Origin of the sequence: Candidatus Pantoea deserta, from assembly GCF_003813865.1 — a bacterium.
GTDB lineage: Bacteria > Pseudomonadota > Gammaproteobacteria > Enterobacterales > Enterobacteriaceae > Pantoea > Pantoea deserta.
Map to the genome: position 1 here is coordinate 1 of NZ_RMVG01000009.1, position 23,815 is coordinate 23,815.

Annotated in this window: 20 protein-coding genes; 9 read left to right on the plus strand and 11 right to left on the minus strand. The window is 53.8% G+C overall.

The window, feature by feature from the left end:
- Nucleotides 1-180: hypothetical protein (locus tag BBB56_RS23770; RefSeq protein WP_233593027.1), on the plus strand; the 180-nt coding region annotated here is incomplete at its 5' end.
- 292 nt (nt 181-472) lie between these two features.
- Here the strand turns inward: BBB56_RS23770 and BBB56_RS12585 are convergent.
- The 3 genes from BBB56_RS12585 to BBB56_RS12595 form a co-directional block, all read right to left on the minus strand.
- The gene (locus tag BBB56_RS12585; protein ID WP_123801294.1) at nt 473-1,162 is read right to left on the minus strand and encodes a DJ-1/PfpI family protein; all 690 of its coding nucleotides are present in this window, start codon (nt 1,160-1,162) and stop codon (nt 473-475) included.
- A 276-nt stretch (nt 1,163-1,438) separates the two neighbouring features.
- Nucleotides 1,439-1,834, minus strand: coding sequence for a DUF4440 domain-containing protein (locus tag BBB56_RS12590; protein WP_123801295.1), 396 nt, complete (start codon nt 1,832-1,834; stop codon nt 1,439-1,441).
- On the minus strand, nt 1,831-3,210 hold the full coding sequence (locus BBB56_RS12595) for an MFS transporter (RefSeq protein WP_123801440.1): 1,380 nt from the start codon (nt 3,208-3,210) through the stop codon (nt 1,831-1,833). Before BBB56_RS12595 ends, BBB56_RS12590 begins: the two co-directional genes overlap by 4 nt.
- Nucleotides 3,211-3,334: 124 nt before the next feature.
- On the opposite strand from BBB56_RS12595, the gene BBB56_RS12600 reads away from it, so the two are divergent.
- Nucleotides 3,335-4,258 carry a LysR family transcriptional regulator gene (locus BBB56_RS12600; RefSeq protein WP_123801296.1) on the plus strand — a complete coding sequence of 308 codons (924 nt, stop codon included), beginning with the start codon at nt 3,335-3,337 and terminating at the stop codon, nt 4,256-4,258.
- A 316-nt stretch (nt 4,259-4,574) separates the two neighbouring features.
- Here BBB56_RS12600 and BBB56_RS12605 read toward each other — a convergent pair whose 3' ends face one another.
- Nucleotides 4,575-5,156, minus strand: a complete 582-nt coding sequence (locus tag BBB56_RS12605) for a DUF4142 domain-containing protein (protein WP_123801297.1) — start codon at nt 5,154-5,156, stop codon at nt 4,575-4,577.
- 824 nt (nt 5,157-5,980) lie between these two features.
- Nucleotides 5,981-6,190 carry a YdgH/BhsA/McbA-like domain containing protein gene (locus BBB56_RS12610; RefSeq protein ID WP_123801298.1) on the minus strand — a complete coding sequence of 70 codons (210 nt, stop codon included), beginning with the start codon at nt 6,188-6,190 and terminating at the stop codon, nt 5,981-5,983.
- 296 nt (nt 6,191-6,486) lie between these two features.
- Between BBB56_RS12610 and BBB56_RS12615 the strand changes: the two genes are divergently transcribed.
- From BBB56_RS12615 to BBB56_RS12630, 4 genes are all read left to right on the plus strand, one after another.
- Nucleotides 6,487-7,425: a GlxA family transcriptional regulator gene (locus tag BBB56_RS12615; protein WP_123801441.1), complete on the plus strand. Its 939-nt coding sequence runs from the start codon at nt 6,487-6,489 to the stop codon at nt 7,423-7,425.
- 153 nt (nt 7,426-7,578) lie between these two features.
- Nucleotides 7,579-8,394 (plus strand): SDR family NAD(P)-dependent oxidoreductase, encoded by an 816-nt coding sequence (locus BBB56_RS12620; RefSeq protein WP_123801299.1) that lies wholly within the window; start codon nt 7,579-7,581, stop codon nt 8,392-8,394.
- A gap of 53 nt (nt 8,395-8,447) precedes the next feature.
- Nucleotides 8,448-9,209: an SDR family oxidoreductase gene (locus BBB56_RS12625; RefSeq protein ID WP_123801300.1), complete on the plus strand. Its 762-nt coding sequence runs from the start codon at nt 8,448-8,450 to the stop codon at nt 9,207-9,209.
- Nucleotides 9,210-9,256: 47 nt separating this feature from the next.
- The gene (locus tag BBB56_RS12630; protein WP_123801301.1) at nt 9,257-10,459 is read left to right on the plus strand and encodes an MFS transporter; all 1,203 of its coding nucleotides are present in this window, start codon (nt 9,257-9,259) and stop codon (nt 10,457-10,459) included.
- 302 nt (nt 10,460-10,761) lie between these two features.
- Here the strand turns inward: BBB56_RS12630 and BBB56_RS12635 are convergent, their stop codons facing one another.
- Both BBB56_RS12635 and BBB56_RS12640 read right to left on the minus strand, forming a co-directional pair.
- Complete coding sequence (locus BBB56_RS12635; RefSeq protein ID WP_123801302.1) at nt 10,762-11,304, minus strand: GNAT family N-acetyltransferase; 543 nt, start codon at nt 11,302-11,304, stop codon at nt 10,762-10,764.
- Nucleotides 11,305-11,543: 239 nt separating this feature from the next.
- Nucleotides 11,544-13,508 carry a methyl-accepting chemotaxis protein gene (locus BBB56_RS12640; protein ID WP_123801303.1) on the minus strand — a complete coding sequence of 655 codons (1,965 nt, stop codon included), beginning with the start codon at nt 13,506-13,508 and terminating at the stop codon, nt 11,544-11,546.
- Between the two features lie 498 nt (nt 13,509-14,006).
- Between BBB56_RS12640 and BBB56_RS23975 the strand changes: the two genes are divergently transcribed.
- Nucleotides 14,007-14,318: a GNAT family N-acetyltransferase gene (locus tag BBB56_RS23975; RefSeq protein ID WP_369409913.1), complete on the plus strand. Its 312-nt coding sequence runs from the start codon at nt 14,007-14,009 to the stop codon at nt 14,316-14,318.
- A 423-nt stretch (nt 14,319-14,741) separates the two neighbouring features.
- On the opposite strand, the gene BBB56_RS12650 is transcribed toward BBB56_RS23975, so the two are convergent.
- The 4 genes from BBB56_RS12650 to BBB56_RS12665 form a co-directional block, all read right to left on the minus strand.
- Nucleotides 14,742-16,214, minus strand: a complete 1,473-nt coding sequence (locus BBB56_RS12650) for an amino acid permease (RefSeq protein WP_123801304.1) — start codon at nt 16,212-16,214, stop codon at nt 14,742-14,744.
- A gap of 253 nt (nt 16,215-16,467) precedes the next feature.
- Nucleotides 16,468-17,976, minus strand: coding sequence for a M81 family metallopeptidase (locus BBB56_RS12655; RefSeq protein ID WP_123801305.1), 1,509 nt, complete (start codon nt 17,974-17,976; stop codon nt 16,468-16,470).
- Entirely contained in the window at nt 17,976-19,466 is a 1,491-nt protein-coding gene (locus BBB56_RS12660; RefSeq protein ID WP_123801306.1) for a xylulokinase, read from the minus strand. Before BBB56_RS12660 ends, BBB56_RS12655 begins: the two co-directional genes overlap by 1 nt.
- Complete coding sequence (locus BBB56_RS12665; RefSeq protein WP_123801307.1) at nt 19,459-20,733, minus strand: MFS transporter; 1,275 nt, start codon at nt 20,731-20,733, stop codon at nt 19,459-19,461. Before BBB56_RS12665 ends, BBB56_RS12660 begins: the two co-directional genes overlap by 8 nt.
- Nucleotides 20,734-21,156: 423 nt before the next feature.
- Between BBB56_RS12665 and BBB56_RS12670 the strand changes: the two genes are divergently transcribed.
- Together BBB56_RS12670 and BBB56_RS12675 are read left to right on the plus strand one after the other, a co-directional pair.
- Entirely contained in the window at nt 21,157-22,554 is a 1,398-nt protein-coding gene (locus BBB56_RS12670) for an NAD(P)/FAD-dependent oxidoreductase (protein WP_123801308.1), read from the plus strand.
- The gene (locus BBB56_RS12675) at nt 22,551-23,768 is read left to right on the plus strand and encodes an NAD(P)/FAD-dependent oxidoreductase (RefSeq protein WP_123801309.1); all 1,218 of its coding nucleotides are present in this window, start codon (nt 22,551-22,553) and stop codon (nt 23,766-23,768) included. The genes BBB56_RS12670 and BBB56_RS12675 overlap by 4 nt, the downstream gene beginning before the upstream one ends.
- Nucleotides 23,769-23,815: the final 47 nt, after the last annotated feature.

Sequence of the window (23,815 nt, forward strand, 5' to 3'; positions counted from 1 at the left end):
TATGAGCTGCTCTGCTTTTTGCCTGGTTGCCAGTCGCGCTATAAAACAAAACCCAAAAAAGCAGCTGAGAGCAGTGGTTTGCGGGGCGAACACGCCGGCCAAGGATTATTTCCATTTGATAGGGTAGATTTTGTGTTCGGCATAATAACAAAAGGAAAATTTAACTTTTACTATGTGTAGAAACTGCTAAGCAAAAATTAAAGTGTCATTGTACTGCTGGGAATATTTAATGCCCGCTTTATGCTCAGGGTGCTATTATTTTATTGACCAGGCTTGATAATCTGTCTGTTCACGTTTTAAATCAATCTGCGCCTGGCTCTGCTTTTTATTAAGGGGGGTAATTTTACCGGGATCCTTATTGTCTGTTTATAAAAAGCTAATAATTATTTTTATCTTCTGAAAAACGATAAGGCTACATTATTCAATGCAGCCATAGCGCCTGTCAGTGAGTCCGATGCTGGGAAGCAACTAACTAAAGTCTGGCTGCTGCTTTTAACGTGGCCTGCCGCCTCTTTTCAATAAATGACGCAGCCTGTTGCTGGGCTTTTTTTAGCTGTTCTTCAGATGCTGTACGGGGCGAACCGCAGTTAAACGGCGGGGCAGGGTCATATTCCATATGCAGCTGAATATTTTGCGCAATATCAGGCCCAAAGATGTCTGATACGACGCTGAGGGCAAAATCTATCCCTGAAGTCACACCTGCGCCAGTTATACGGTTGCGGTCACGCACTACGCGCTCATTGATCGGCTCCGCGCCTAACAACGCCAGCTGATCCAGGGAGGCCCAGTGCGTCGTCGCTTTATATCCATTCAGAAGCCCTGCTGCGCCTAAAACAAGCGATCCGGTGCACACCGACGTCACCAGCTTTGCCTGCTGACTTTGAGTCCGGATAAACGAAAGGACCTCTTCATCCTCCATCAGGTTTATCTGCCCAGGCCCTCCGGGAATACATATAACATCCAGTGCGGGACACGCATTGAAGGTGGTGGTTGGCTGTATCGCCATACCACGATCGGACACCACAAGGTCCAGATTTTTCCAGATAAGATGAACCTTTGTGTCTGGCGCTCTTGCAAAGACCTCATACGGGCCGGTCAGGTCAAGCTGAGTCAGCGCAGGAAACAGGAGCAGACCGATTGATGTACAGGCAGATTCACTCATAACGCATCTCCTTAACCTAAAGGGATATAATGACTATTTTATCCACCAGGGCAATCATTTGTTCCGTAAACGGAAGCGCCCCTGTGCAATGAGACGCATAATATCGCTCTTTTACCGTCGCGTTTATTGCCCGTCCCGCCAAAAAAGAGTAACAGGGGAAGCGTTGGCGCGTAGCGGGCTATGCCCTGTGCGCATCCCTGGTTTGTTTCAGGAGAAGAGACTGCTGGCGTCTCCACAGGGAAAGAGACAACAACCCGCAGCGTCACTATTATTCGGTTAATTTTGACACAGCAATGTCTCATGAAGATGTCGCCAGCGAATATGACCGTCATGATTCAGTTCAAACACAGCGGTTGAAAAACGGCGCGTGACATCCTGACCAGGTAAGTGTTGTAATTCTTTATAACCTACGGTGGCTCCCCTGCTGTTTTCGGCAATCATCTGCATATCCCTGATTTCGATATTCAGACCCTGGCGAGCGCCACGCTGGGTTGAAAAAAAAGCGCTTAAGGCAGCAAAATCAAGCAAAGCGCCCCCCGGCGTCACCATAGTGAATGCCGGGCTGAAACGTGACAATAATGTTTCACAGACTTCGTCATGCGAATCACCATCGCCTAACCAGTTATTGATCAATACGTGGGCATCCAGCACTTCCCTGAAATAACGATTCATTTCTGCTCCTGATTAACGGTAAATATAACGCTCCGATTAGCGAGGCGAAAAGCGCACAGCACAGGAATAACGGCGCTGCCTGCTGCTAATACAAAGCAAAGATGATAGACCTGTACTCCCGGCAGCCCGGTGCTGGCGATGAGATTAAACAGTAAATTAAGCAACGTAATGCCCATACAGAAGCTGAGCTGACGATTGATATTCCACAGCGCGCTGGCATCCGCGAGCTGGCTGTCAGCTATGTGGATAAACGCAGCGCTTTGCGCTGTGCTGCTGCACAGGCTGCTACCAAAACCCATTAGCGCGAACGCCAGCACGCAAACTACCGCATTAGCCGTGTGGCCAGTCAGCGCCAGCAGTCCAATACCGCAAGCCTGGATCAGACACCCTGTGATAAACAGTGGTCGTGGCCCCCGAATATTAAATTTTTTCCCTGCCAAACCGATCGCGGCAAAAGAGGCCAGAGACCATGGCAGCATCATCGCGCCGACAAAAGTGGCGCGCATGCCGAGCAGGTTCTGCAAATAGAGCATGCTGAGCATATTCACGCCGGTAAACACCCCCGGTACAAACTGATAAATCAGCATGGCCGTTTGCAAAAACGGATCTTTAATCAGACGCAGGTTAAGCAGCGGCCTGTTTTTATTCAGAGCGTTCCTTATGTAGCCAGTCAGGCAAAAGATACCGCTTAGCAATAACAAGACGCCGCGATAAAGATGATGAGGCTCCCCCAGATATGTCAGCCCAAGGAGGATCAGAGTTAATGCTGTGCATCCACCGATCAAACCCCAGACATCTAATCTTTCTGGTGAGTCGCCAGGCGCATCAGCTTTCAGCCAGAATCCGGCCAGTATCAGGGTGAAAAAGGCCAGCGGCAGGCTTGCCAGAAACACCCCGCGCCAGCTAAGGCTGTCAACCAGTAATCCGCCAAGTGCCGGCGACAACGCAGGAGCCAGCAGGGCAATCAACATCACAACTGAAGAAAGCTTTGCGCGTTCATGGCTTTGATAAAGCGCATAGGCGAGTGTCTGGCCCACAGGAATCAATAACCCACCCCCGATGCCCTGTATCCAGCGCCATGCAATGAGTTGCGAAACCGATGATGACGCCCCCACGCCGCAGGTGCCGGCAATGAAGATAAGCAGGGAAAGCATGAACAGGCGTTTCGCTCCAGCGCGCCTTGCCAGCCAGCTGCTGAGAGGGATGACCAGCGTCAGGCCCAGGATGTAGCCATTACTTATCCATGCCAGCTGGCTGACGGTAGCATCGAAACGGCGCGCAATTTCAGGATAAGCGACGCTGGCGATAAACATGTTTACCAAATCGATAAAGAATCCCAGCAAATACACAATGGCGACGCGCACACGATAATTCATTCTGTTCTCAAAAAAAGCAGACAAGGCGCGCAGTATAGGAGCAGCGGAAATCAGGATAAATTCTCGCGCCGTTGTTACACTGTCAAAAAAATTTTGACAATCCTGACCGCAAAGAGAACGAAGAATGATTAATATGCAACGCGCAGCCATCTTTGTTGCGGTGGTTGAGGCGGGGGGCTTTACCGGGGCGGCTCAGACGCTGGGGCTGACTAAAGCGGTCGTCAGCGCTAATGTTAAAACTCTGGAGAAAGAGCTGGGCGTCTCATTACTGTCCAGAAGCACCAGACGCGTTTCAACGACAGAGACTGGTGAGCGGTTTTATCAGCACTGTCTGCGCCTTCTTCAGGATGCCGAAAGGGTGCTGGAGGACGTTCGCGGCGATCATTCAGGATTAAGCGGTTCACTCAGAATCACCACGACACCAGAATACGGCATGAGGGTCATTGTTCCGGCACTGGCCGCCTTCAGCGCCCGGCACCCGCAGCTGCGTATACAACATGTTTCATCATCACAAAATGACGATATTATTTCCGGTCGTTTTGATGTCGCGATACGCCTTGGTCATCTTGCCGATTCCAGTCATCACGCCCGGCTCATCGATCGGTTTGATATTTATCCGGTTGCTTCGCCGGATTATCTGAAGACGCTTGGTAAACCGCTTCTTAGCGAGCTGGCCCAGCTTGCAGATGCGAAATGGATTGCCCACAGCCGTTTATCTACGCCATTAAGCTGGCAGGTAACCACACCGAAAGGAGAAAACGTATTTTTCAGCGCGCGCAGCCCCGCCATGATTGTAGCCGACAGCGCGTCCTCATTACTGGCTTTTGCTCTGGAAGGCGCGGGCGTCGCGATTTTACCCGCCTGGCTGGTAAAAGAGGCGTTAGCAAAAGGAGACCTCATTCATTTGCTTCCCGATCATCATTTTCCCCGTCAGGGGATCTACGCCCTTTATCCCCATACGCGTCATGTGCCAGAAAGAGTGCGCGCATTTATTGATTTTCTGTACCGTCGGGTCGAGGGCGCAGATAGAGAGGATATAAATTTGTGAAATTAATTACCCGACGGATAAGTGAGAAAAGCAGTAAAGGCGTGGCAAAAAGGGAAGGTAATCCCGGTTTCGGAGAGGCCGTTGCAAGCTTAAAGGTAAAGGCTTAACGTCCGCTTCTTGCCTGAAACGGACGGGGGGTTGCATATCGGTCCGCTCTGGGTGGAAGCGGTCCTTTGCGGTGCCTGCGCCAGCCTGACAAAAAGCGACTTCAGCTCAATTCACTCCAACTATACTGGCATTCATGGCGTGACTGTCTGCCACGCAGGGAACAGCATCTGGTTCAGCTCGCAGGACCGCGGCCCCAGCGAACGACCTGTTACTTACCTGATTTCATCGACATCTGCTGGGCAGATTTAAGATGCTCTTCAACGACCGGGGTATGCGCATCGGCGAGAGCCTTCACGTCCGGGTCTTTGATCAGGCTGGCGTCACTTTTTAACGTTGACAGCACCATCTTGTGATCCTTAGTGCCGGCATTTTCCATATACATCTTGTCAAATGCGCTGCCGCTCTGCTTTTCCAGCCTGGCGGCCATAGCCTTGTGCTTAGCGTCCGGCTCAGTCGGCAGTTCCACGCCCTTTTGCTGGGCGACCGTTTGTACTTTGGTCAGGGCGCTGCTGTGGTCTTCGACCATCTTCTGAGCGAATGCTTTGACTTCACTGCTTTGAGCTTTGCCCAGGGCGATCTTAGCGGCGGCAACTTCATTGATATTCGCCTGCGCCATGTCTTTCAATGCTTTTTCATCGCCTGAGCTAAGTTTGGTATTCGATCCGATCTGGCCAGCGGCGCCATTTTGCGCGGCGCTCGGTGGCGTCTGGGCTTGTACGCCGACAGTGCTGAACATAGCGACGACTGCCGATACGGCCAGCACTCCTTTCAGGGTTTTATTCTTTTGCATGTTGTTCTCCCAAGGGTCATGGGTAAGGTATATGTCAGGGAATTACCGTGCGTAGCCTCCTGTATGAAATTTAACGGTGATCATCAGTATAGTGGATCAACAATTTCAGCCAGCAGGTCGGTTGATGGGCCTTAATGGAGGAAAATGGGAATGGCATCTTTAACAGGGGAGAGGGAATAACTAAGCGGCATCGTCACCTTCGCTAACAGGCTGCTATGTTCGCCGCGCTTATAGCGGATCTGGCCTGTTCATCTGTCTGCTTTGAATCAGAAGCGTACAGGGTAGATGCTGCTGCTACCTTCTGAAATATAAGGAAGTACCAACCCCTTAACAGGGTGGGGGTAAGAAATAACCTGCCGTCTTTTATTCTCTGTATAATTTTGCCACTGCTGACAGCAGGCAGTATTACAACCCTGGCTGGTAAAAAAACCAACCTGTCCTGAAGTTCTTAGTAAGGATATTACCTGTGCTGACAGCTCCAGACCTCATCGCGGCTAACTGCAAGCAGTTGAGCGCCAGTCATTTTAAAAATGGCGAAGAAAGTAAAACACAGCGTTGTGATTCAGGTCTCTTTCTCCGTTAAAATTTAAAAAAAGGAGACCTTTTTCCTCTGGCGCGACTGTAGGTATTTCCTCCTATAAATTGACTCGACAGCGGGCGCAGAAAATTCGACAGATAATGCAGAGTGAATGTTCGTGGATCAGCAATTCACCCAGGATATATTCATTCGGAAGTGAAGAGGGTTATAAGGCGAGGCGGGGCGGCTAATGCAGGCGCATTAAAATAAAGAAGGCCATTTTTACAATGGCCTTTCTCACACAGAATCATTTAATCAGGCGGGCGGTCATATGGACCTGGTTGCCGGCATAGCTTTCGGTGATTTTATACTGAGCGCCTTCATCTCGCGCCTGCTGAGCAATTTTCGCCTCTGCATCGTCCAGCGTCGAGGCCGTAGCAGTGATACTCTGCGCGAAACTTCCGAATGAAACAGCAGAGAGCGCGGCGATGATCAGAGGAATTTTTACATTTTTCATTTTGGTGTCCTTTATGCAGTTTTTAAAATGTCAGATTAGGGTTTCAGGACGGGGGTTTTATTCTCCGCCTTGTGTGAGATGAATAATAGAATCCTGCATTCAGACGAAACAGACCGGAGCGCAGCAAAGACTTTCACTCGACGAGTGAAAATGAAAATAACGGATGTTAAGGGCTTTTATTTTTTTATAACGATGATTACAGTGAGCGAAATCAGGTTATTGTCTTTGATCACCCTGCTTACAGCCAGACCGGCTACAGCCAGCTTTACCGCGCCGGATTATTAAAGGAGACGATGATGCACCGGGTAGGCTTACTGATTTCCGACCATTTTCAGGTTCTGGGATTATCCACGCTGAGTATCTTTGAGTTTGCCAATCAGGTAACCGGCGAACCCTTTTATGACTGCACGGTTTATTCAGAACGCGGCGGTTCCGTAAAGTCATCTTACGGCTTCGGCGTAGACAGCCAGCCGATCTCTCCGGACATAGACATTGATACCTGGCTGGTGGCGGGCGTGCTGACGCCTCTGGAGCTGCCTGCCTCACCGGGTATCATAGACTTTCTGCAAACCCATGCCTCTCGTGCGCGACGGGTGGCGGGCATCTGTACCGGGGCGTTTGTACTGGGGCAGGCCGGTCTGCTATCTGAGCGGCGCGCCACGACCCACTGGATGCACGCGCAGAGTCTGAAGACGCTGCATCCCACCACGCGCGTCGAGGAAGATCGCATTTTTATTATTGATGACCCTGTCTGGACGTCGGCAGGGCTGACCGCCGGTCTCGATATGACGCTGGGCATGGTAGAGAAAGACCTCGGCGCTGAGGTGGCTCGCACCGTGGCGCACCTGTTGGTCATGCATCACCGCCGCTCCGGCGGACAGACGCAGCACTCTGAAATGCTGATGCTCTCTCCGCGCAGCGATCGCCTACAGTCAGCTCTGGAATATGCGCGTAATAACCTCAATAAAGCGCTGACCATTGAAGAGATTGCGGATGCGGTCCACGTCAGCGCGCGTCAGCTCAGCCGCCTGTTCCGTTCTGAAACGGGTAAGTCTCCGGCCAAAGCTATTGAGGGGCTGCGCCTGGAAAATGCCCGACTGCTGATCGAGCAGAGCAGGCTATCGATGGAGGTGATTGCGCGTGAGTCCGGCTTCCGCGATCGCCGCCACATGCGCGAGGTTTTTATCCGCGGTTACGGGGTGCCGCCTCAGTCGCTGCGCACCGGTAAAGCCTGACCGCTCTTCTCCCCGCACGCCTTTCTGTCTGCTCATGGTGTCCGAAACGCCGGACATCATGATGTCCGAAATCACGCCCTTTCTCGTCAGTCTCGTCGGCACGTAACTGCGTACTATCAATTCACCAACCCGATAACTATCAAGGTGAACATCATGACGCAGCAGACACACACCGACCGCGGCACCGCCGTCGTCACCGGCGCTTCTACCGGCATGGGCGCACTGTATGCCGGCCGACTGGCACGCATGGGCTATGACCTCATTATCGTGGCGCGCAATCATAACCGCCTGAACCAGCTGGCTGAACACATCACCACCGACAGCGGCCGCAACGTAGAAGTCGTTGCGGCGGACCTGGCCGATGCCGCCCAGCTGGGCGCGCTGGAAGAGAAGCTGCGTCAGGACGCGAGCATCACGCTGCTGGTAAACAACGCCGGTATCGGCACCCATACCCCGCTGCTGGAGAGCGAGGCGGATCAGATGGCGGCCATGATTAACCTTAACGTCACCGCTCTGACCCGCCTTACCTATGCGGTGGTGCCGGGCATGGTCGCACGCGGACGCGGGGCCATTATCAACATCGCATCTATTGTCAGCATTGCTCCTGAGCTACTGAACGGCGTCTATGGCGGCAGCAAGGCTTACGTTCTGGCGTTCAGTCAGTCGCTTCAGCACGAACTGGCCGATAAGGGCATTCAGGTGCAGGCGGTGCTGCCCGGCGCCACCGCCACGCCGTTCTGGGACAACGGCGGTTTGCCGGTAGACCAGCTCGATCCCGGCATCGTTATGAGCGCGCAGGACATGGTAGACGCAGCCCTCACCGGATTTAGCCGTGGCGAACTTATTACTATCCCGTCCCTACAGGACGAGACGCTCTGGACCCGCTACGAACAGGCGCGTCAGGCCATGATGCCGCACCTGGGCAGCGACGCGCCGGCAGAGCGCTATCGCCCCGCATCCGTGCACTAAACGACCTTTTTTACGCCTGACAACCTTAAAAACTCGCCAACAGGACTAAGACCATGAAACTGACCGATAACACCCTTTTTATCACCGGCGGCACCTCTGGCATCGGCCGCGCTATGGCGGAAAAATTTCATCAGCTGGGGAATCAGGTCATTATCTCCGGACGCCGCGAAGCGCTGCTGAAGGCGGTGACCGCCGCCAGTCCTGGCATGGATTATGTGGTGCTGGACGTCACGCGCGCTGACAGTATTCAGGCCGCCGCACAGCAGGTGCTGGAACGCTATCCGGCGCTGAACGTGGTGATTAACAATGCCGGCATCATGCCTTTTGACAATGCGGCGGGCGAGCTGGATGACGCCCAGGCGGTTACGCTGCTGAACACCAATATTCTGGGGCCGGTACGCGTCAGCGCAGCCTTTATTGAGCACCTCAAGCAGCAGAAGGACGCGGTGCTGATCAACAATAGCTCGGTGCTGGCCTTCCTGCCGCTGGCAACCAACGCGCTCTACTCGGCCACCAAGGCCGCGATTCACTCATACACCCTGTCACAGCGCTTTCTGCTGCGCGACAGCGGCGTGCAGGTGATCGAAATCTCTCCGCCGTGGGTCGATACGGATTTGATCTACAAGAGCGGCGACCCGCGCGCCATGCCGCTGGATGAGTTTATTCGCGAGACGTTTGACAAGCTGGGCACGGATACCATTGAAGCCATCGTTGACCGCGTGCTGCCGGTTCGCGATAACCCTGGCGCAAACGAGCACACCCTGGTGAACCAGTTCAACCAGTCCGTGGCGGAGAATCCCATCCCTGTCCAGTAAAGGCCACAGAGGCGTTAAGCCCCTGGTTTTTTTGCCGGAGATAAATCATGAACGCTGAGATCACCTCTTCCCAGCGCCGCGCTTTGCGCGCGCTGAGCATCGCTTACTTTGTACAGGCTACCGGCGCGCTGTCCGTCGCCGGCAGCCTGCCCGCTATCTCAGCCGCCTGGCAGCTGACCGATGCGCAGAGCGCGCGCTTGCTGAGTATATTCGGTCTCACCTTTGCGCTGGCCGCCCCGCTGGTTCAGGTGCTGTTTGGCCACCTGCGCCGCCGCCAGCTGGTCCTCACGGGCATCGGGCTGTTTGGACTGGGCGCCTTCGCTTTTGCGCTGTCGACAGGCTACGGCGGGCTGGTTGCCTCACGCATAGTAATGGGAGCAGGCGCAGGGTTTATCGGCCCGGTGCTGGTTGCGCTGGGTTCAGAGCTGGTGCATGAACAGCAGCGGGGAAGGGCGATCGGCATGGTGCTTCTCGGCGTCTCCATAGCCAGCCTGGCGGGTATTCCGCTCGCCGCCTGGGTGGCCAGCCTGTGGGGAGCGAAAGTGCTGTTTGCGCTGGTAGGGCTGGTGAGCCTGCTGAGCGGGTTGAACATTCTGCTGAGGGTGCCGGATAAGAGTGCCGGTTCGCGTATTCGTTTCAGCGAGCTGGCGAGCGTCCTGCTTGAGGGTAAATACCTGACGGCTTTCCTGGTGGTATTTTTTATTACCTCTGGGGTCTATAGCTTTTACTCTTTTATCGCCCCGCTTATCCGCGATACCTGGGCTGGCGGCACGCATGCGGTCTCCGCGGCGCTGGCGGTACTGGGCGTTGCCGGAGTGCTGGGCAATCTCTGGGTCACCCGCGCAGCAACGCGCTTTACGTCTGAAAAGCTGCTGATAACCGGCATGACGCTGCTTATCCTGGATACCGCGCTGATAGCCCTGCTGCCCAAGGCGCTGAGCGTGCTGCTGCTGGCGCTCGTGTTCTGGGCCTTTGCCACAGATCTGCTCTGGCCCAGTCAGCAGCGCCGGGTTGTCGAGCTGTCGTCTGCCCGACATCGCGGCATTGCGCTGGCGCTGACCAGCGCCTTTATGTTCGGGGGAATAGGCTTCGGCTCGGCTGTGGCCTCCTGGATTTATCCGGTAACGGGATTCTATGGGCTTGCCGCTATGTCTGTGGCCTTTATTCTGATGGCGCTGGTCAGCCTGCAACTGTCTGAGAAGCTGAGAAAGCCTCTGGTAATGGCTGAGCTTTGCAAAAATAAGGCCTGACAGGCAGGGCTGCGAGCGCGGGAGACTGTTCTCTGTTCACTGCGACTACGATGGTTACAGGTGGAACACAGAAACTGCCCTAACGTTATATCACTATCACCTGAACCCTTACCCGGTATGTGCAGCTGGTTAAACGTCCGCTCTTCGCTTAAAGCGGACGTTGTCCTTATCAGAGCCCAGACCAGTTTTTGCGGCGGCATAAAAACGGGCTGCATTCCGTATCTGACGAGCGGTTGAAATGTCAGGACTCTGCGTCGTCTAAGGGTTTGCCAGACCGTTCTTAAGTAAAACTTAGATAAGGGTTAAGCCTGCTGCTTCAGGCTCTTCCATTGCTCAATCGTCAGAGCGAACATCAGGTGAGCCGGCGGGTCTTCTGGATTATCCACCCGTTGAGTAAACAACAAACCCGCCTTTTCAAGAACGCGGCGCGAGGCTAAATGATTCTCGCGTGTCACGCCGACAATTTCCGCAAGCTGTAACTCGTCAAATCCATATACCAGCGCGCGATGGGCGAGTTCGGTCGCATAACCTTTTCCCCAGGAGGCCGGTTCAAACCGGTAACCCAGATTATTTGTTTGTCGTCCATTGAAGTGACTGACGAAGACGCCGCCAAAGCCAATGACTTTATCGGGCTGCGTCTTTTCGGCGATCGCCCAGTCGTCGAACCCATAACGTTCACGATCTGTGATTCGCTGAAGGATAACGCGACGGCTATGATCAATATCCCGATGTGGGCCGCCGGGGTTAAATGCATGCGTTCTGACATCGCCGTATATGCGGAACAGCGCGTCCAGGTCTGACATCATTACCGGTCTGTAAAGCAGCCTTTCTGACTCCCAGTACACTCGCCTCTCCATTCGATGTCGTTCCTGCCTGATTTTTTAACACTGTAGTTGCTCATACAGCGCATGAGAATCCCTGTTTAAGCCTTTTTGTGTTCCTGCCGGATCCTGTTCAGGTCTGTCTGGTCAGCTTTAACAGTCAGTAGCCATTAGGGCAGGGGAGAGTATTTCGCCCTGCGCCCGTTAACATCGTCGAGTCGCAGCAGCCGGTGCAGCATGATGATGGCTGCACCGGCTTTGCCTTAACGACGGGTGGAGAGGGTTTGCAGGACCTTTAGCTCCGCTACTGCTTGCTGCATGGCATCCATTCCCGCCGTCAGCGTGCGCAGGCTGTCCAGCTGCTTGCTCATATCGGCGCGCTGATCGCGGGTCTGGTGGCTCATCGTCGCGATGGTATCAGCCGCGCGAATGCTGCGATCGGCCATATCAGTGGCGGTCTGCACCGTACTGGCGGCCACGTCGCGAATGCGGGAAATGGTATTGACCGCATCGTTGATATTGCTGGCTGTCGCTTCCGCCTGTTCTCTGGACGAGTGAGCCAGACGGCGAACTTCACCCGCCACCACGGCGAATCCTCGGCCTGCCTCGCCCGCGCGCGCCGCTTCAACGGCGGCATTAAGCGCCAGAATATTCGTCTGGAAGGCGATATTGCTGATGCCGTGAGTGATGACATTAATGCCGTTGGAAATCTCCTCCAGATCGTCCAGCCCCTCGCTTAATCGACCCTGCGCCTGCTGACTTTCTCTGGCGATGTCGCTGATGGTGCGAATGGTGCTTTCGGCCATGGTCAGCGCCTCGCTCTGGTTCTGGGTGGCCGCCTCCAGTATCGGCAGCGCCTGCACGACAGGCGCTAACTCCTGCTGATAATTCACCACGCGCGCCAGCACGCCCGACTGCACCCGGTTCAGCGTCTCCCAGCGACGCAAGGCGCGCTGCGCGTAATGCGCGGCATAGCTGGCATACTCCACCGGGAACTGCGCCATTGCACTGGCGTCGTGGTTGAAAAACACCAGCGCAGAGAGCGTCTGGTTGATCGGCACGCCAAGGATCTCGCCGAAGCTGGAGAAACCGGCAGCCGGGATACCTTTAAAGAAGTGAGCGTCGTGAAGCCGCTCGGTATTGCCAGCGCGACGCAGTATACAGTCGTTCATCAGCACAGCCGCCGGCTTGCCGTGGCGCGCGGTAAATGCCGCCCAGTCGCGCAGCGTGGCCTGTTTGAAATCGGTCTCTTGCATTAAATAAAGCCGATCGCCGAACTCCAGGTCGCAGAAAAAATGCACTTTCTGGTTTTCGATCTTCGCCACAGAACGGATAAAAAAGGCATCGGCGACCTTCACGGCAAAGGTTAACCCTTTAAGCCGCTCGGTAAGCTGCTGTTCGCTGCACGCCAGATGTTCCGCCAGCGCCTGAGTAAACGGCTGCTGCTGTCCCTGCTGATTAAATACCGAGACCAGGGTACGCGTTATCGGATCCGCTTCTGCGATTAGCCAGCTTTTGTTTAGCGGCTCAAAGTTCTGGCTTTTAAAGGGAGCAAAGGATTTGCCCGCCGCCATGCGGCAGAACACGATAACGGCTTTGCCCTGTAGCACGCGACCGCCGACGCCAATCCATGTGCCGTCAAAAGTGACTCGTCCTCCAGCAGAGCCGCCAATCGCCAGACAGGGAAAGCGGCCGCTGTTATACCAGGCCTGCATCAGAAACCCTTCCGACGCCGACAGTCCGTCACAGTAGATCATGGCAAAGGTGCGGTCAGCGGAAAGCGGCATACGTAGTTTTAACGCGGCCAGCTCCTGCTCAATGGCGTTGATGCGATCGGTCGCCGTGTGGGCGTCATGGAGATGGAGGTCGACGATATGGGTTTCATGCTCCGCAATCAGGCTGCGCGGCAGCCAGAGCCAGCTTCCTTCCTGTCCGTCACCTTTGCAGTAGGTTGTCTGCCTGCCGCTGGCGCTAAGGGCGCCGTTCGAAGAGAGGGTAATAACGGTCAGATCCGCTGAGGTAAAGCGCTGCCATGCCTGGCTGACCCGCTGGAAATCCGCCTCAGGCGGTATGAAGGTTAATAACACACCCGCTGCGCGCTGGCTCAGTCCTGCCGCAGAGAGCGAGGTCGGCAGGTTATGACAATCAAAAATGCCGTCAGCGGGCTGAGATGCGCCTGCAAAACGAGAACCGATGAAACTTTTACCCATTGTCTTAATGAAAGACATATTTTTATTTCCACTTAAATAAAAGGCGTGCTGGTGCTGTAAAAGAGGGCTAAAAGCTGGTCCGTTCGCAATCAGTACTCATGTTTGCAGCTCAACGTCAACGTTGAGCTGAAGGTGGGTTATCGGCTCGCTCGCCTGTAGCTTCAGCGATTGCTGCGATTGCTGATACTTATGCGATGTGGGCTGTTGCAGAGAAGCTGGCTAAAGAGCAGGGGACGGCGTGGCTTTGCGGCAGAAGCGGAGATTGCGAAGGTTACGGAGTATTAATGAAATTCTGCTCGCAATATTGGCGGATTAACCGGAGTTAAAGCCAATTAAGGCAATCGCTAATGCATTACGTTCCTTCTGCCAGGTTTGATTATCGCTGCCTCAACCCTGGCGACTGGCCATTTTTCCTGTCATTAAATCAGAATCCATTCTTTTGAAAAACGCCTGCAGCCCTGGCATAAAGGCAGCGAACAGTGGCTATGTCTGGTTTTCAGTCAAAAGAATAGTGATATACCGATTGGCGTCACTGGCTTTATTGAGCGTGCCGACGGCATTGCGGAGGTAGGGTTCATCCTCGCCGCCGAATTTTATGGTAAAAGTTTTGGCAGTGAATCGCTGAAAGATATTGTTCGTTTCGCATTCAAAACCCATGGGTATCAAAAATTAACAGCGACGGTTACGTCGGAAAATGAGGCTTCACGCAGAACATTGCTTAAGGTCGGATTTCAGCAGGAGGGCACACTAAGGCAAAAGGTTTTCCTGCATGGTTGTTGGCGGGATGACTGGATTTTTGGGTTATTAAGCGAAGAGTTCAGCTATTGAGCAGTGAAGTTTTTCTGGCTGGTACAGGCGTCAGCTACCTGTGTCAGCTTCTTACTCAAGGCAAACGCTGGCCTGGGTGTCTGTCCGCTTTGTGCCAGAAGCGGACATTACTTCATACGCATGCCCACTCCACCTGCCGCTTTGGAAATGACACATAACTGTGCATGAATGTGGTTCAGATGCTCAACAATATAACTGGCATAGCTGTCTACCTGATAGCGGGCAAGCTACCCTCATTCTGACTGAGCTGCGGTGCAACGAATGGACGGTTCACCAACAATATGACAAACATGGGGAACAAAAAAAATGCAATTAGCGTGACGGGGAAACTGGACTGGGTTGTTTCAAACATCCAGATCCCTTTACCCAGAGTGGTATGTCGAAGCCGTTCAGCTGACGGGAGGCCTCCGCCTCCCTGAGTATTTATTCGTAGCTGCCCAGCGGTGGCATTTTTTTAAGCTGCTTTCTGCGCCACAACCACACGGGAATGAAAACCAGCACGCCAGCCAGCATCAGGAACAGCACGTACTGCTGCGCCGTGCGAAAATCCGCCGGGATGATGAAAACGCACATTTCCACAATCAGCCACGCTACCGCCCCGATAATAACCGGCCACTCCCAGACACCCAGCGTGAAATCGTCAGGATGATGAATGTGCTGATGACGGGTGAATATGTAGAGCAGGACGGTTCCGCTGTAGAGCAGTGCCGGAAAAAGCGTTGCCGCGCCGAGCAGCTGCGTCAGCGCATCGGGATTAGAATAGAAACTCAGCACAATCAGGCCAGAGACCACGGCGGCCAGAACAGTCGCCCACAGCGGGCCGCCCGTCGGACGAGGCACATAGCTGAGCTTCTCTGAAAAAGGCAGACGTCCATCACGCGCCATCGCATGGATAAGGCGGCTATTACTGGTCAGGATAACCAGACCACAGGCAAAAATCGCAATGCATACTACTATCAGAACGATTTTGCTGAACGTCTCACCCAGCGTTATGCGGATAACATCAGCCACGGGCGCGGAACTTCTGGACAGCTCTTCAACGTGATCGCCAAGGCCGAGGCTGATGACGATAAGGAAAAGTGTACCCAGAACCCCGCTTGCCAGCACGGCCTTAACCATGGCGCGCGGAACCACTTGCTTGGGATTGTGAGTCTCTTCGGCCAGGTTTGCGGCTGACTCCCAGCCCACCAGGGTAAATGCACCCAGCAGGCCGGAGAGCATAAAGGGGCCCAGCCAGCCAAAGTAATGGTCGCTGTGAACCAGGCCGGTTGAGACCAGATTAGAGGTGTTTCCTTTTCCAAAGAAAAAGACTGCCGCGCCAATCGCGACGATAAGCCCCAGAATGGCCACTACCTCTGCACCCACCGCGAGGTTGTTAATTTTTGTCAGCACAGGCGTTGACCAGATAACCAGCATCATCTGAACCAGTATTAAAACGCCCGTGGTAATAGCCCCGCCGGCAGCGGAATATTCCAGCCCAAAAAGCGGGAACAGTGCGACCTGAGCAAGCCCGTAGTCAACAGCAACGGTAACGATTGCGAGGAAGGCAAAACTGGCCCAGCCGAACCACCATCCCAGCACCGGGTTTACCAGCCGACTGGCCCATTGATAGCTGAAGCCAGAGAGCGGGATTTTACTGGCAAGCAATCCGAATACCAGTGCCACCAGTAGCGTACCTACGGTCACCACCGGCCAGGTCCAGATGCCTACAGGGCCACTGGAAGCGAGCATGCTGCCGTAGGTTGAAAACAGGCCGGTAGTAATGGAGATGAATGAAAACGCCACGGCAAAGGACTCAAATTTGCCGAGCGTTCTTTCAAACTGCGAATGCGATGCTTCTGAACCACCCAAATTTTTTTGGTCTACCGTTCTGAGATCTTTGTTTACGTCAGACATGGTATGTCTCCTGCTGCTTGCCAGTAATCGAGCTCTGTGCCACATGAGGTCAAAGCTTGCTTTATTTTTGTGACTTTGATTGACTTATTGCTAACATACAACACTAAAACCACACAAACACAACACACAATTCACAGCATTTTCTTTGCTGTGAGGCAGGTCATAATTGGAGAGCCAGGTACAGATAAGGCTTAAAGAGATGCAATTTGCAGCCGATAAGTACGGCTTGCCAGCCCTTGCGGCTGGCAGCGGTTCACAGTGTTCTGGTAAACGTCACCGCCCATTCAGGTGAGGGATCATCTTGCCAGGGATAAATGGTTTCAGGGAGTCGTGAAAATGGCAGCGATTTTAAATCTGAGCTGGCCGCACCGGGCGTATTGGCTTCGCAAATCACACCGGCAATTTTTTCGTAGGCCGCTCTGAAGGAGGTAGAGGCTTTAACCACGACCAGATCGTAAAGCGTCGGCTCAATGCCGTGTGCCCGGTAAAGCTGCGGATCGCCGTTTCCCGCCATCCATTCACACACCACAACATCAAGCCTGCCAATGCTGAGCACAGCGGTCCGTCCGATTCGCTGAGTCATCCCTCTCCCTGCTGGACCTTCCTGCCTGAAGACGCCGTCGTGCAGGGATTTCACCCGTGCTGTACGCGTAAGCGATACAGAACGGGGATCGCGAGAGGCACCGATGCTGAACTCCGCCGTTGCGCCCACACCAAGCTCATGGGCGAGTTTTGCGGCTTCCGGCGCGTTTACGATCGTTGCGGTGCGTAAATCTTTGCCTTTTTCAAGGATCTCCAGGGCCACAGCCATATTGTCACCTGCGGCGCCGGCGTTGCAGGAATCAGCGGAGTCAACGAGGATAACGGGCTTTGGCTGGCTAGCGTCCTGCGCTCTGGCGATGACATCCGCAACGGGTAACAGGGAAAGGGTGAAATCTGCCCGCTTTGAATAAAAGAGATCGGCGAGCCGGATGGCCCAGGCTTTCGCCGTTGCCTCGTCTTTTGCTGCTACCACGACAGAGGAGTTGGGTTCAGGCAAATCCAGCCAGGGCTGCATTTGATAAAACGAGAAATCGATGATTTCACCGCTGGCTTTTAGCGCGTTACCGTATTCAATGATGTCCCGAAAGGCGCCCTTCAGAGTGTTATACGCTGCGGCGGGTGCGATCATGGGAACAGGAACCCAGGCCGTAACGGGCAGGCTTTTCCCGGCAATAGCCTCCAGTCCCAGCTTCGCGACGCGAAAACCTGTCTCAACATAGTCCACATGGGGATAGGTCAGGTAAGCCAGAATGATATTGGCGTTCTCAATAATGGTTTTCGAAATGTAGGCGTGTAAATCGGTGGACACCGCAATCACCGTCGCGTCGCCCACCTTTTCGCGAATGCGGCGAGTGATTTCGCCCTCGGGATCGTCATACTCCGTCGTCATCAGCGCGCCATGACAGGAGATGAAAATGCCGTCCAGCGGCAGCGCTTTGTCAATCTGGGGCATTAAGCGTGAAAGATAGTGATCCATCACCGACTGCTCGGCGACCCCTCCGCTCTGACAGGCCATAACCGTGCCGCACACGACTTCAGCATCAGGCTGCAACTCATCAATGGCTTTAAAAAAGCCGCCAATGGCGCATGCCTGCCCGTGAAACTGCGTGCGGACATCTTCACCTTCGTATTCTCCCGTCTGTCTCCAGAATTCCAGCGTCGAATTCACAGGATTGAATGAGTTACTCTCCTGTCGAAACTCGGTAATCAAGATTTTCATTAATACTCTCCGTTCAGCTCACGATGAATGTCTTTCAGGGCGGGATGGATTTTCATGTAAATGCGGTAGTGTCGGTCGTAGGCGTCCCGGTTCGCCGGGTTCGGCAGAAATTCCTTTTGAATGGATATGTTATCGGCGACCTCAGCCAGGCTTTCGAGCCAGCCGAGACCGATTGCCGCACAATAATAGGCACCAAGGGTGCCGGTATAGCGTGGCGCCTCAGGTATCTGGATCCTGATTTGCAGTATGTCAGCCAGCATCTGCATCCAGACGTCGCTCACCGCGCCACCGCCTACCACGCGAATATGATCCAGTGTCGTGCCGGAGAGTGCATTCAGCCGTTCAATGTTATGCCGGTGGGTAAAACAGATACTTTCCATCATCGCCCTTGCCATATGACGGCGATCGTGGGAAATCGTCAGATTGAGGAAGAGTCCCTTGGCATTTTTAGAAAACGGCGCGAGTTCACCCGTCATCCAGTGCGTTGCGATAACGCCATCACTGCCGGGCGGGATCTGATTCACCTCTTTACCGATCAGGCTGTAAATGTCGGACTCCAGCACCGTACGTTCTACGCGATAGACCTGGTTAACGACCCAGTCGAGGGCCAGGCATCCGGTCTGCAACGCAAACACAGCGCCTTCCGTCGCTTTATCGATGGAGAAATAGAGCGGCGCATCCAGCTCCGAGCGTTTATTGATAATGCTGACCAGCCAGGAAGAGGTGCCAAAATAGAGGTGATTATCGCGCAACTGCGATCGTCCGACGCCCCAGGTAATGGCAACCAGGTCGCCAAAGCCACCCATAACGGGAACGCCGGCCCGGATCCCTAGTTGAGATGCCGCCGTCTCCTGAAGCGTCCCCACCGCTTCATAGCTATCCCGAGCAGGCGGAAACTTATCTATGTCTCCCGTCAGGCCGGCCGCATTGAGTACCGACTGATAGTAATCATTGAGTTCGGGGTTCTGTGAACGGATAAAGTCGTCGGAAGGCTCTGTCAGCAGATTGCCCGTGGCTTTAAACTTGAACCAGGTGTTCAGACCCACTATATGTGCCGACTGCTGCCAGAGCTCTGGCTCATGCTCTTTTACCCACATCAGCCTCGGCCAGTATTCCTGGCCTGTGCCGATAAAGCGGCCAGCGGCGGCATTGAGCTTCTCAGCCTGTTTTGCCGCTCGGCTGTCCATCCAGATGATGCTGTCCCGCAGGAGTTCACCCGCCTCATTCAGACAGATGATGTTTTTCCAGGGGGCCACAAAGACCACGGCCTGAATTTCATCATGGGTAACAGCGCTGCGGCTGATTACTGACTGACTGGTTTCACAGATATGCTTCCATATGAGTTCCGGATCCTGTTCAGCCCAGCCAGGCTCAGGCTGGTCGACGGGATAGGACGTTCCCCCTTCTGCCACGACTTTACCCAAGCGGTCGATCAGGGCTGCCTTGAGGGACGAGGTACCAATATCAAAAGTCATAATATGATCAGGCATTTCGGCCTCCTGTCGCGGCAGGACGTCTGGCAGAGGATGCCGTTTTGCTGGCACCCAGAATGAGATTAACGATCAGGCCGACAACCGCGCTGGCTGCAGTAACGTACCAGGCGAGCGTCCAGCCATATTCCTGCGCCAGCACTGGCACCCAGACGGGTGCAATAATGCCGCCGGCACCGGCGATGAGAATAACCAGTCCCAGCGCCGGACCACTGGCAGCAGAACCCAGCAGATCTGACGGCAAAGAGAGGCCGGGCCCGTTGGTCGCAGGAGTGCCCCAGCCAGCCACCATGGCAATGATGACCGCCATACCAAAACCCAGCGGTGAAAGATGAGGAATGAGCGCGCAGCCGAGTGCTGCCACGCCGAGCGCCAGCCAGGCATTGGTGAACGTTCGCGCTTTAAGCGGGCCTTTAGACGCGACCAGTCGATCGGAAATCCACCCGCCAAAGGGCGTGGACACCACGGCTATCATGCCGTTAAGCATGACAATGGTGCCGACTTCACCCGCGCTGAAGTTCAGGGTGTACAGGTACTGCGCCAGATAGGAGTACATGCCGTAGCAGTTAAAGAAACAGCAGAACGTCGCGATTCCCAACAGCCATAAGCGGGGTTCAGCATAGATATTCGCAGGTGAAACCGATGCGGTTTGGTTGAGCGTGGCTCTTTTTTCTTCTTCCAGCGGCGGAGCTTCTTTAACCAGCAGCAGGAAGATAACGACCCCTGCCAGCGTCAGGCCGGTAATGCACCAGAACGTATTTTGCCAGCCAAGCAGCGGCGTCAGTAATCCGGCAATGTATCCACCCAGCGCCGCGCCCAGCCCAATAGCACCCAGCAGAATGCCCACCGCGAAGCCTCGCTCCCTGGTCGGGAACCAGCTGGTGATGATGGTGCACATCAGCGCAACCATACACCCCCAGCCCTGAATGAACCGCAATATAAGTATGAGGTAGTAATTCTGAACAACCGGTATCAGCGCTGATGCAATCAGAAACGCGCTGATCACGATGAAAAAGGTCTTCTTCCAGCCCATTGAGGCAATCCAGCGCCCCTGGAAAAAACCGCCGATGGCATACCCGGCTATCAGCGCAGCAGAGCCCAACTGTATCCAGGCGGAGGTCAGGCCAAAGGTGAGCGCCAGTTCATTGACGGCGACAGACCAGGACGTGAGCGACATATAAACGAGTGAGAGCATGAGGGTGCAGCCGGTCAGCGCTGCGTATTTACCTGCTCGTCTTCCGGGCGAAGTTGACTGCAAGGTACTCATAAAACCTCCGGTCATGAATGTTTAGTTTTTGTTGTTTGGGTGTTGATTAATGATCTTTGTGATCATTTATTCAACACAAATGCCACATTAATTGATCGTTACGTGATGGCTCTCATACTTTTTTCTTATTATGACGCTCACATTGTTAACAACTGCTATCAGCAGAATTTCACAGCAAAACCACATTCTTTTTTGCAGGGGTATTTCGCTGTGACGGTGCAGCGTTTGTTGACCTGTTTTGAACTGACATCACCGCGATACCTTGAAAAATGGTCATTTGAGAGCTTCAGGAAGCCCTGATCATGGCGCAAGAGCTTGATCACACTTATGTGGTTTTAATGTGATAAATGAGTTGTATTGATGTTGAATAGGTGTGGCTTTTGTGATTAGATAATGCCAGAACCTGATACCGGGAAAATGTTAATGACACAGTTGAATGAGAATGTTGATGTGGTTGTTATCGGTGGTGGTGTCGTCGGATGTGCTGTTTTCCGGCGTTTCACCCTGATGGGAGCCCATGTGCTGCTGCTGGAGAAAGGTGGTGATATCCTTTCTGGCGCCAGTAAGGCAAACAGCGCCATCCTGCATACCGGATTTGATGCGCCTACCGGCAGTCTTGAGCTGAAATGTATGCAGGACGGCTATGAGGAGTACATGGCGATTCACGAGAAAATGAATCTGCCGTTGCTCAAAACCACGGCTATCGTTGTTGCCTGGAATCAGGAACAGCTGGACGCGCTGCCGGGCATTGTCAAACAGGCACATGCTAATGGTGTGACGGATGTCATTCAGATTTCAGAGGAAGAGGTTTATCACCGGGAACCTAATCTGGCTCCGGGGGCGCTCGGTGGAGTCTTTGTACCGGGCGAATACGTTATCGACCCATGGAGTTCACCCCTTGCCTATGTCACCCAGGCCGTGATGCATGGCGGTCGCTATCAATTTAACTGTCAGGTACTGAATGTGCAGCGAGAGTCGGATGGCTGGGAGCTCACCACAAACCGAGGGATTGTGCGTACACGACTCGTTATTAACTGCGCAGGAAATCACGGCGACCTCATCGATGGCATGTGGCGCACGCCTGAGTTTGAGATTCGTCCGCGTAAAGGTCAGTTCCTGGTTTACGACAAGGCTTCTGCATCGCAAATCAATGCCATTATTCTTCCGGTCCCTACGGCAACAACCAAAGGCGTGCTGCTGTGTAAAACGATCTTCGGCAATATGATCCTGGGGCCAACGGCGGAAGAGCAGCAGGACCGCAATCGTGCAGACGTTGATGAAAGCATGATGAATGAACTGATTGATAAAGGGAGCAGGATGCTGCCTTCGCTGACAGATTATTCGGTCACTGCAACCTATGCCGGGCTGCGTCCTGCCACAGAAAAAAAAGAATACCGCATTTTCCCTTATCCCCAGGATAAATGGATTACGGTAGGGGGAATTCGCTCAACAGGGTTAACCGCTGCGCTGGGGATTGCCCGTTACGTTGAGAACCTGTACCGCGATCAGTTTCCGGCGCTCTTTTCACTCGATGAGCCACGCGAACTTCAGTGGCCTCGTATGCCTATGTTGTCTGAGTATGAAACGCGTGATTTTGCCTGTCCGGGCAATGGCGGCATTGTCTGTCATTGTGAACTCGTTACGAGGCGCGAACTGGAAGCAGCTTTCGACTCTGCCGTGCCTCCAGAATGCATTGGAGGGCTTCGTCGCCGCACGCGCGTAATGATGGGCCGTTGCAACGGCTTCTTCTGCAGCAACAATGTCGCTGAAATCGTCGGTGACCGTCTTGATAACACCATTGTCGTCGGGAAAGTAGAATGAGCAGTCAGTATGAAGTCATTATTATTGGTGCCGGACCGTCTGGTCTGGCCGCTGCCCGCTCTCTGCTTGAGCAGGGCATCAAAAACGTCCTGTTACTCGAACGTGAAAGCGAAGCCGGTGGCGTGCCGCGCCATTGCCGACATCCAACCTTTGGCATTCAGACCTATTTTCGTCCGATGAATGGCCACAACTGGGCTGCGCGCATTCTTAAACTCGTGCAGGGGAAATATGAAATCCGCACCAGTACGACGGTTGTGAATATTAAGCCCGGTGGCGAGCTGGAAGTTTCTTCCGATCGCGGGCTTGAGACGCTTCATGCGAAACGGGTCATTATTGCAACCGGCGTGCGTGAAACGCCGCGCCACGCAAGACTGATTAGCGGTCAGAGACCGCAGGGCGTACTAACGGCAGGCGCACTGCAGCAGTTCATCTATCTCAAGAAGCTGAAGCCGGGCACGCGTCCCGTCATTGTGGGTTCAGAACTTGTGAGTTTCTCCGCTATCTGGACGTTACGCAATGCGGGAATTAAAGCGCTTGCTTTAATCGACGAAAACAGTCGCCCTATTGCGTTTAAACCCAGCGCTCTTTATGCCCGCCTGATGGGCGTGAAAGTGCATTTCGGCTCTCACATTACCAAAATCAACGGTAGCGAGCGTGTAGAAAGCATCGAATTCAAAGATGCCGGTGGTCAGGAGCATCTGTTGGCGTGTGACAGCATCATCTTTACGGGCCGGTTTACGGGAGAATATACCCTAATCCGTAAAAGCCATTTGCAGTTCCAGCCGGAAACCGGGCGTCCCTTGTTTGATCAGAACGGCCGCTGTTCAGACCCGAGTTATTTTGCGGTGGGCAATATGACACACCCTGCCGATATGGGTGACCAGTGTTACCAGGAAGGTCAGCGCGTTGGCCGGTATGTCGCGCGTACGTTATCGGAACAGGATACCCGAGCCTTTACAGTCCCTGTGATTCTGGATGACATATTCCGCATTTCGGCACCAAACGTGATTAGCTGTAGCCACAGCAATAAGGGAGAAGTCACCCTGAACGTGCGTGTTGATAAAGCCCACACCGGCGAAATCGTTGTGACAGATGGCAGTCGTGAGCTTTACCGTAAAAAGCATCGTTGTATGCCCGAGCGACGCATATTACTTAAGCACATTGATGTGTCTGCCCTCACACCAGAGAGTACATTAAGCGTTAAAGCTGTTTAATTCATTCTTTTCAGTTCACTTTAAGGCGGCCAACAGACCGCCTTTTT

Coding starts and splice junctions, on each gene's coding strand:
- BBB56_RS12585 (WP_123801294.1), bottom strand. CDS start 1,162: ATGAGTGAATCTGCCTGTACATCAATCGGTCTGCTCCTGTTTCCTGCG.
- BBB56_RS12590 (WP_123801295.1), bottom strand. CDS start 1,834: ATGAATCGTTATTTCAGGGAAGTGCTGGATGCCCACGTATTGATCAAT.
- BBB56_RS12595 (WP_123801440.1), bottom strand. CDS start 3,210: ATGAATTATCGTGTGCGCGTCGCCATTGTGTATTTGCTGGGATTCTTT.
- BBB56_RS12600 (WP_123801296.1), top strand. CDS start 3,335: ATGATTAATATGCAACGCGCAGCCATCTTTGTTGCGGTGGTTGAGGCG.
- BBB56_RS12605 (WP_123801297.1), bottom strand. CDS start 5,156: ATGCAAAAGAATAAAACCCTGAAAGGAGTGCTGGCCGTATCGGCAGTC.
- BBB56_RS12610 (WP_123801298.1), bottom strand. CDS start 6,190: ATGAAAAATGTAAAAATTCCTCTGATCATCGCCGCGCTCTCTGCTGTT.
- BBB56_RS12615 (WP_123801441.1), top strand. CDS start 6,487: ATGCACCGGGTAGGCTTACTGATTTCCGACCATTTTCAGGTTCTGGGA.
- BBB56_RS12620 (WP_123801299.1), top strand. CDS start 7,579: ATGACGCAGCAGACACACACCGACCGCGGCACCGCCGTCGTCACCGGC.
- BBB56_RS12625 (WP_123801300.1), top strand. CDS start 8,448: ATGAAACTGACCGATAACACCCTTTTTATCACCGGCGGCACCTCTGGC.
- BBB56_RS12630 (WP_123801301.1), top strand. CDS start 9,257: ATGAACGCTGAGATCACCTCTTCCCAGCGCCGCGCTTTGCGCGCGCTG.
- BBB56_RS12640 (WP_123801303.1), bottom strand. CDS start 13,508: ATGTCTTTCATTAAGACAATGGGTAAAAGTTTCATCGGTTCTCGTTTT.
- BBB56_RS12650 (WP_123801304.1), bottom strand. CDS start 16,214: ATGTCTGACGTAAACAAAGATCTCAGAACGGTAGACCAAAAAAATTTG.
- BBB56_RS12655 (WP_123801305.1), bottom strand. CDS start 17,976: ATGAAAATCTTGATTACCGAGTTTCGACAGGAGAGTAACTCATTCAAT.
- BBB56_RS12660 (WP_123801306.1), bottom strand. CDS start 19,466: ATGCCTGATCATATTATGACTTTTGATATTGGTACCTCGTCCCTCAAG.
- BBB56_RS12665 (WP_123801307.1), bottom strand. CDS start 20,733: ATGAGTACCTTGCAGTCAACTTCGCCCGGAAGACGAGCAGGTAAATAC.
- BBB56_RS12670 (WP_123801308.1), top strand. CDS start 21,157: ATGACACAGTTGAATGAGAATGTTGATGTGGTTGTTATCGGTGGTGGT.
- BBB56_RS12675 (WP_123801309.1), top strand. CDS start 22,551: ATGAGCAGTCAGTATGAAGTCATTATTATTGGTGCCGGACCGTCTGGT.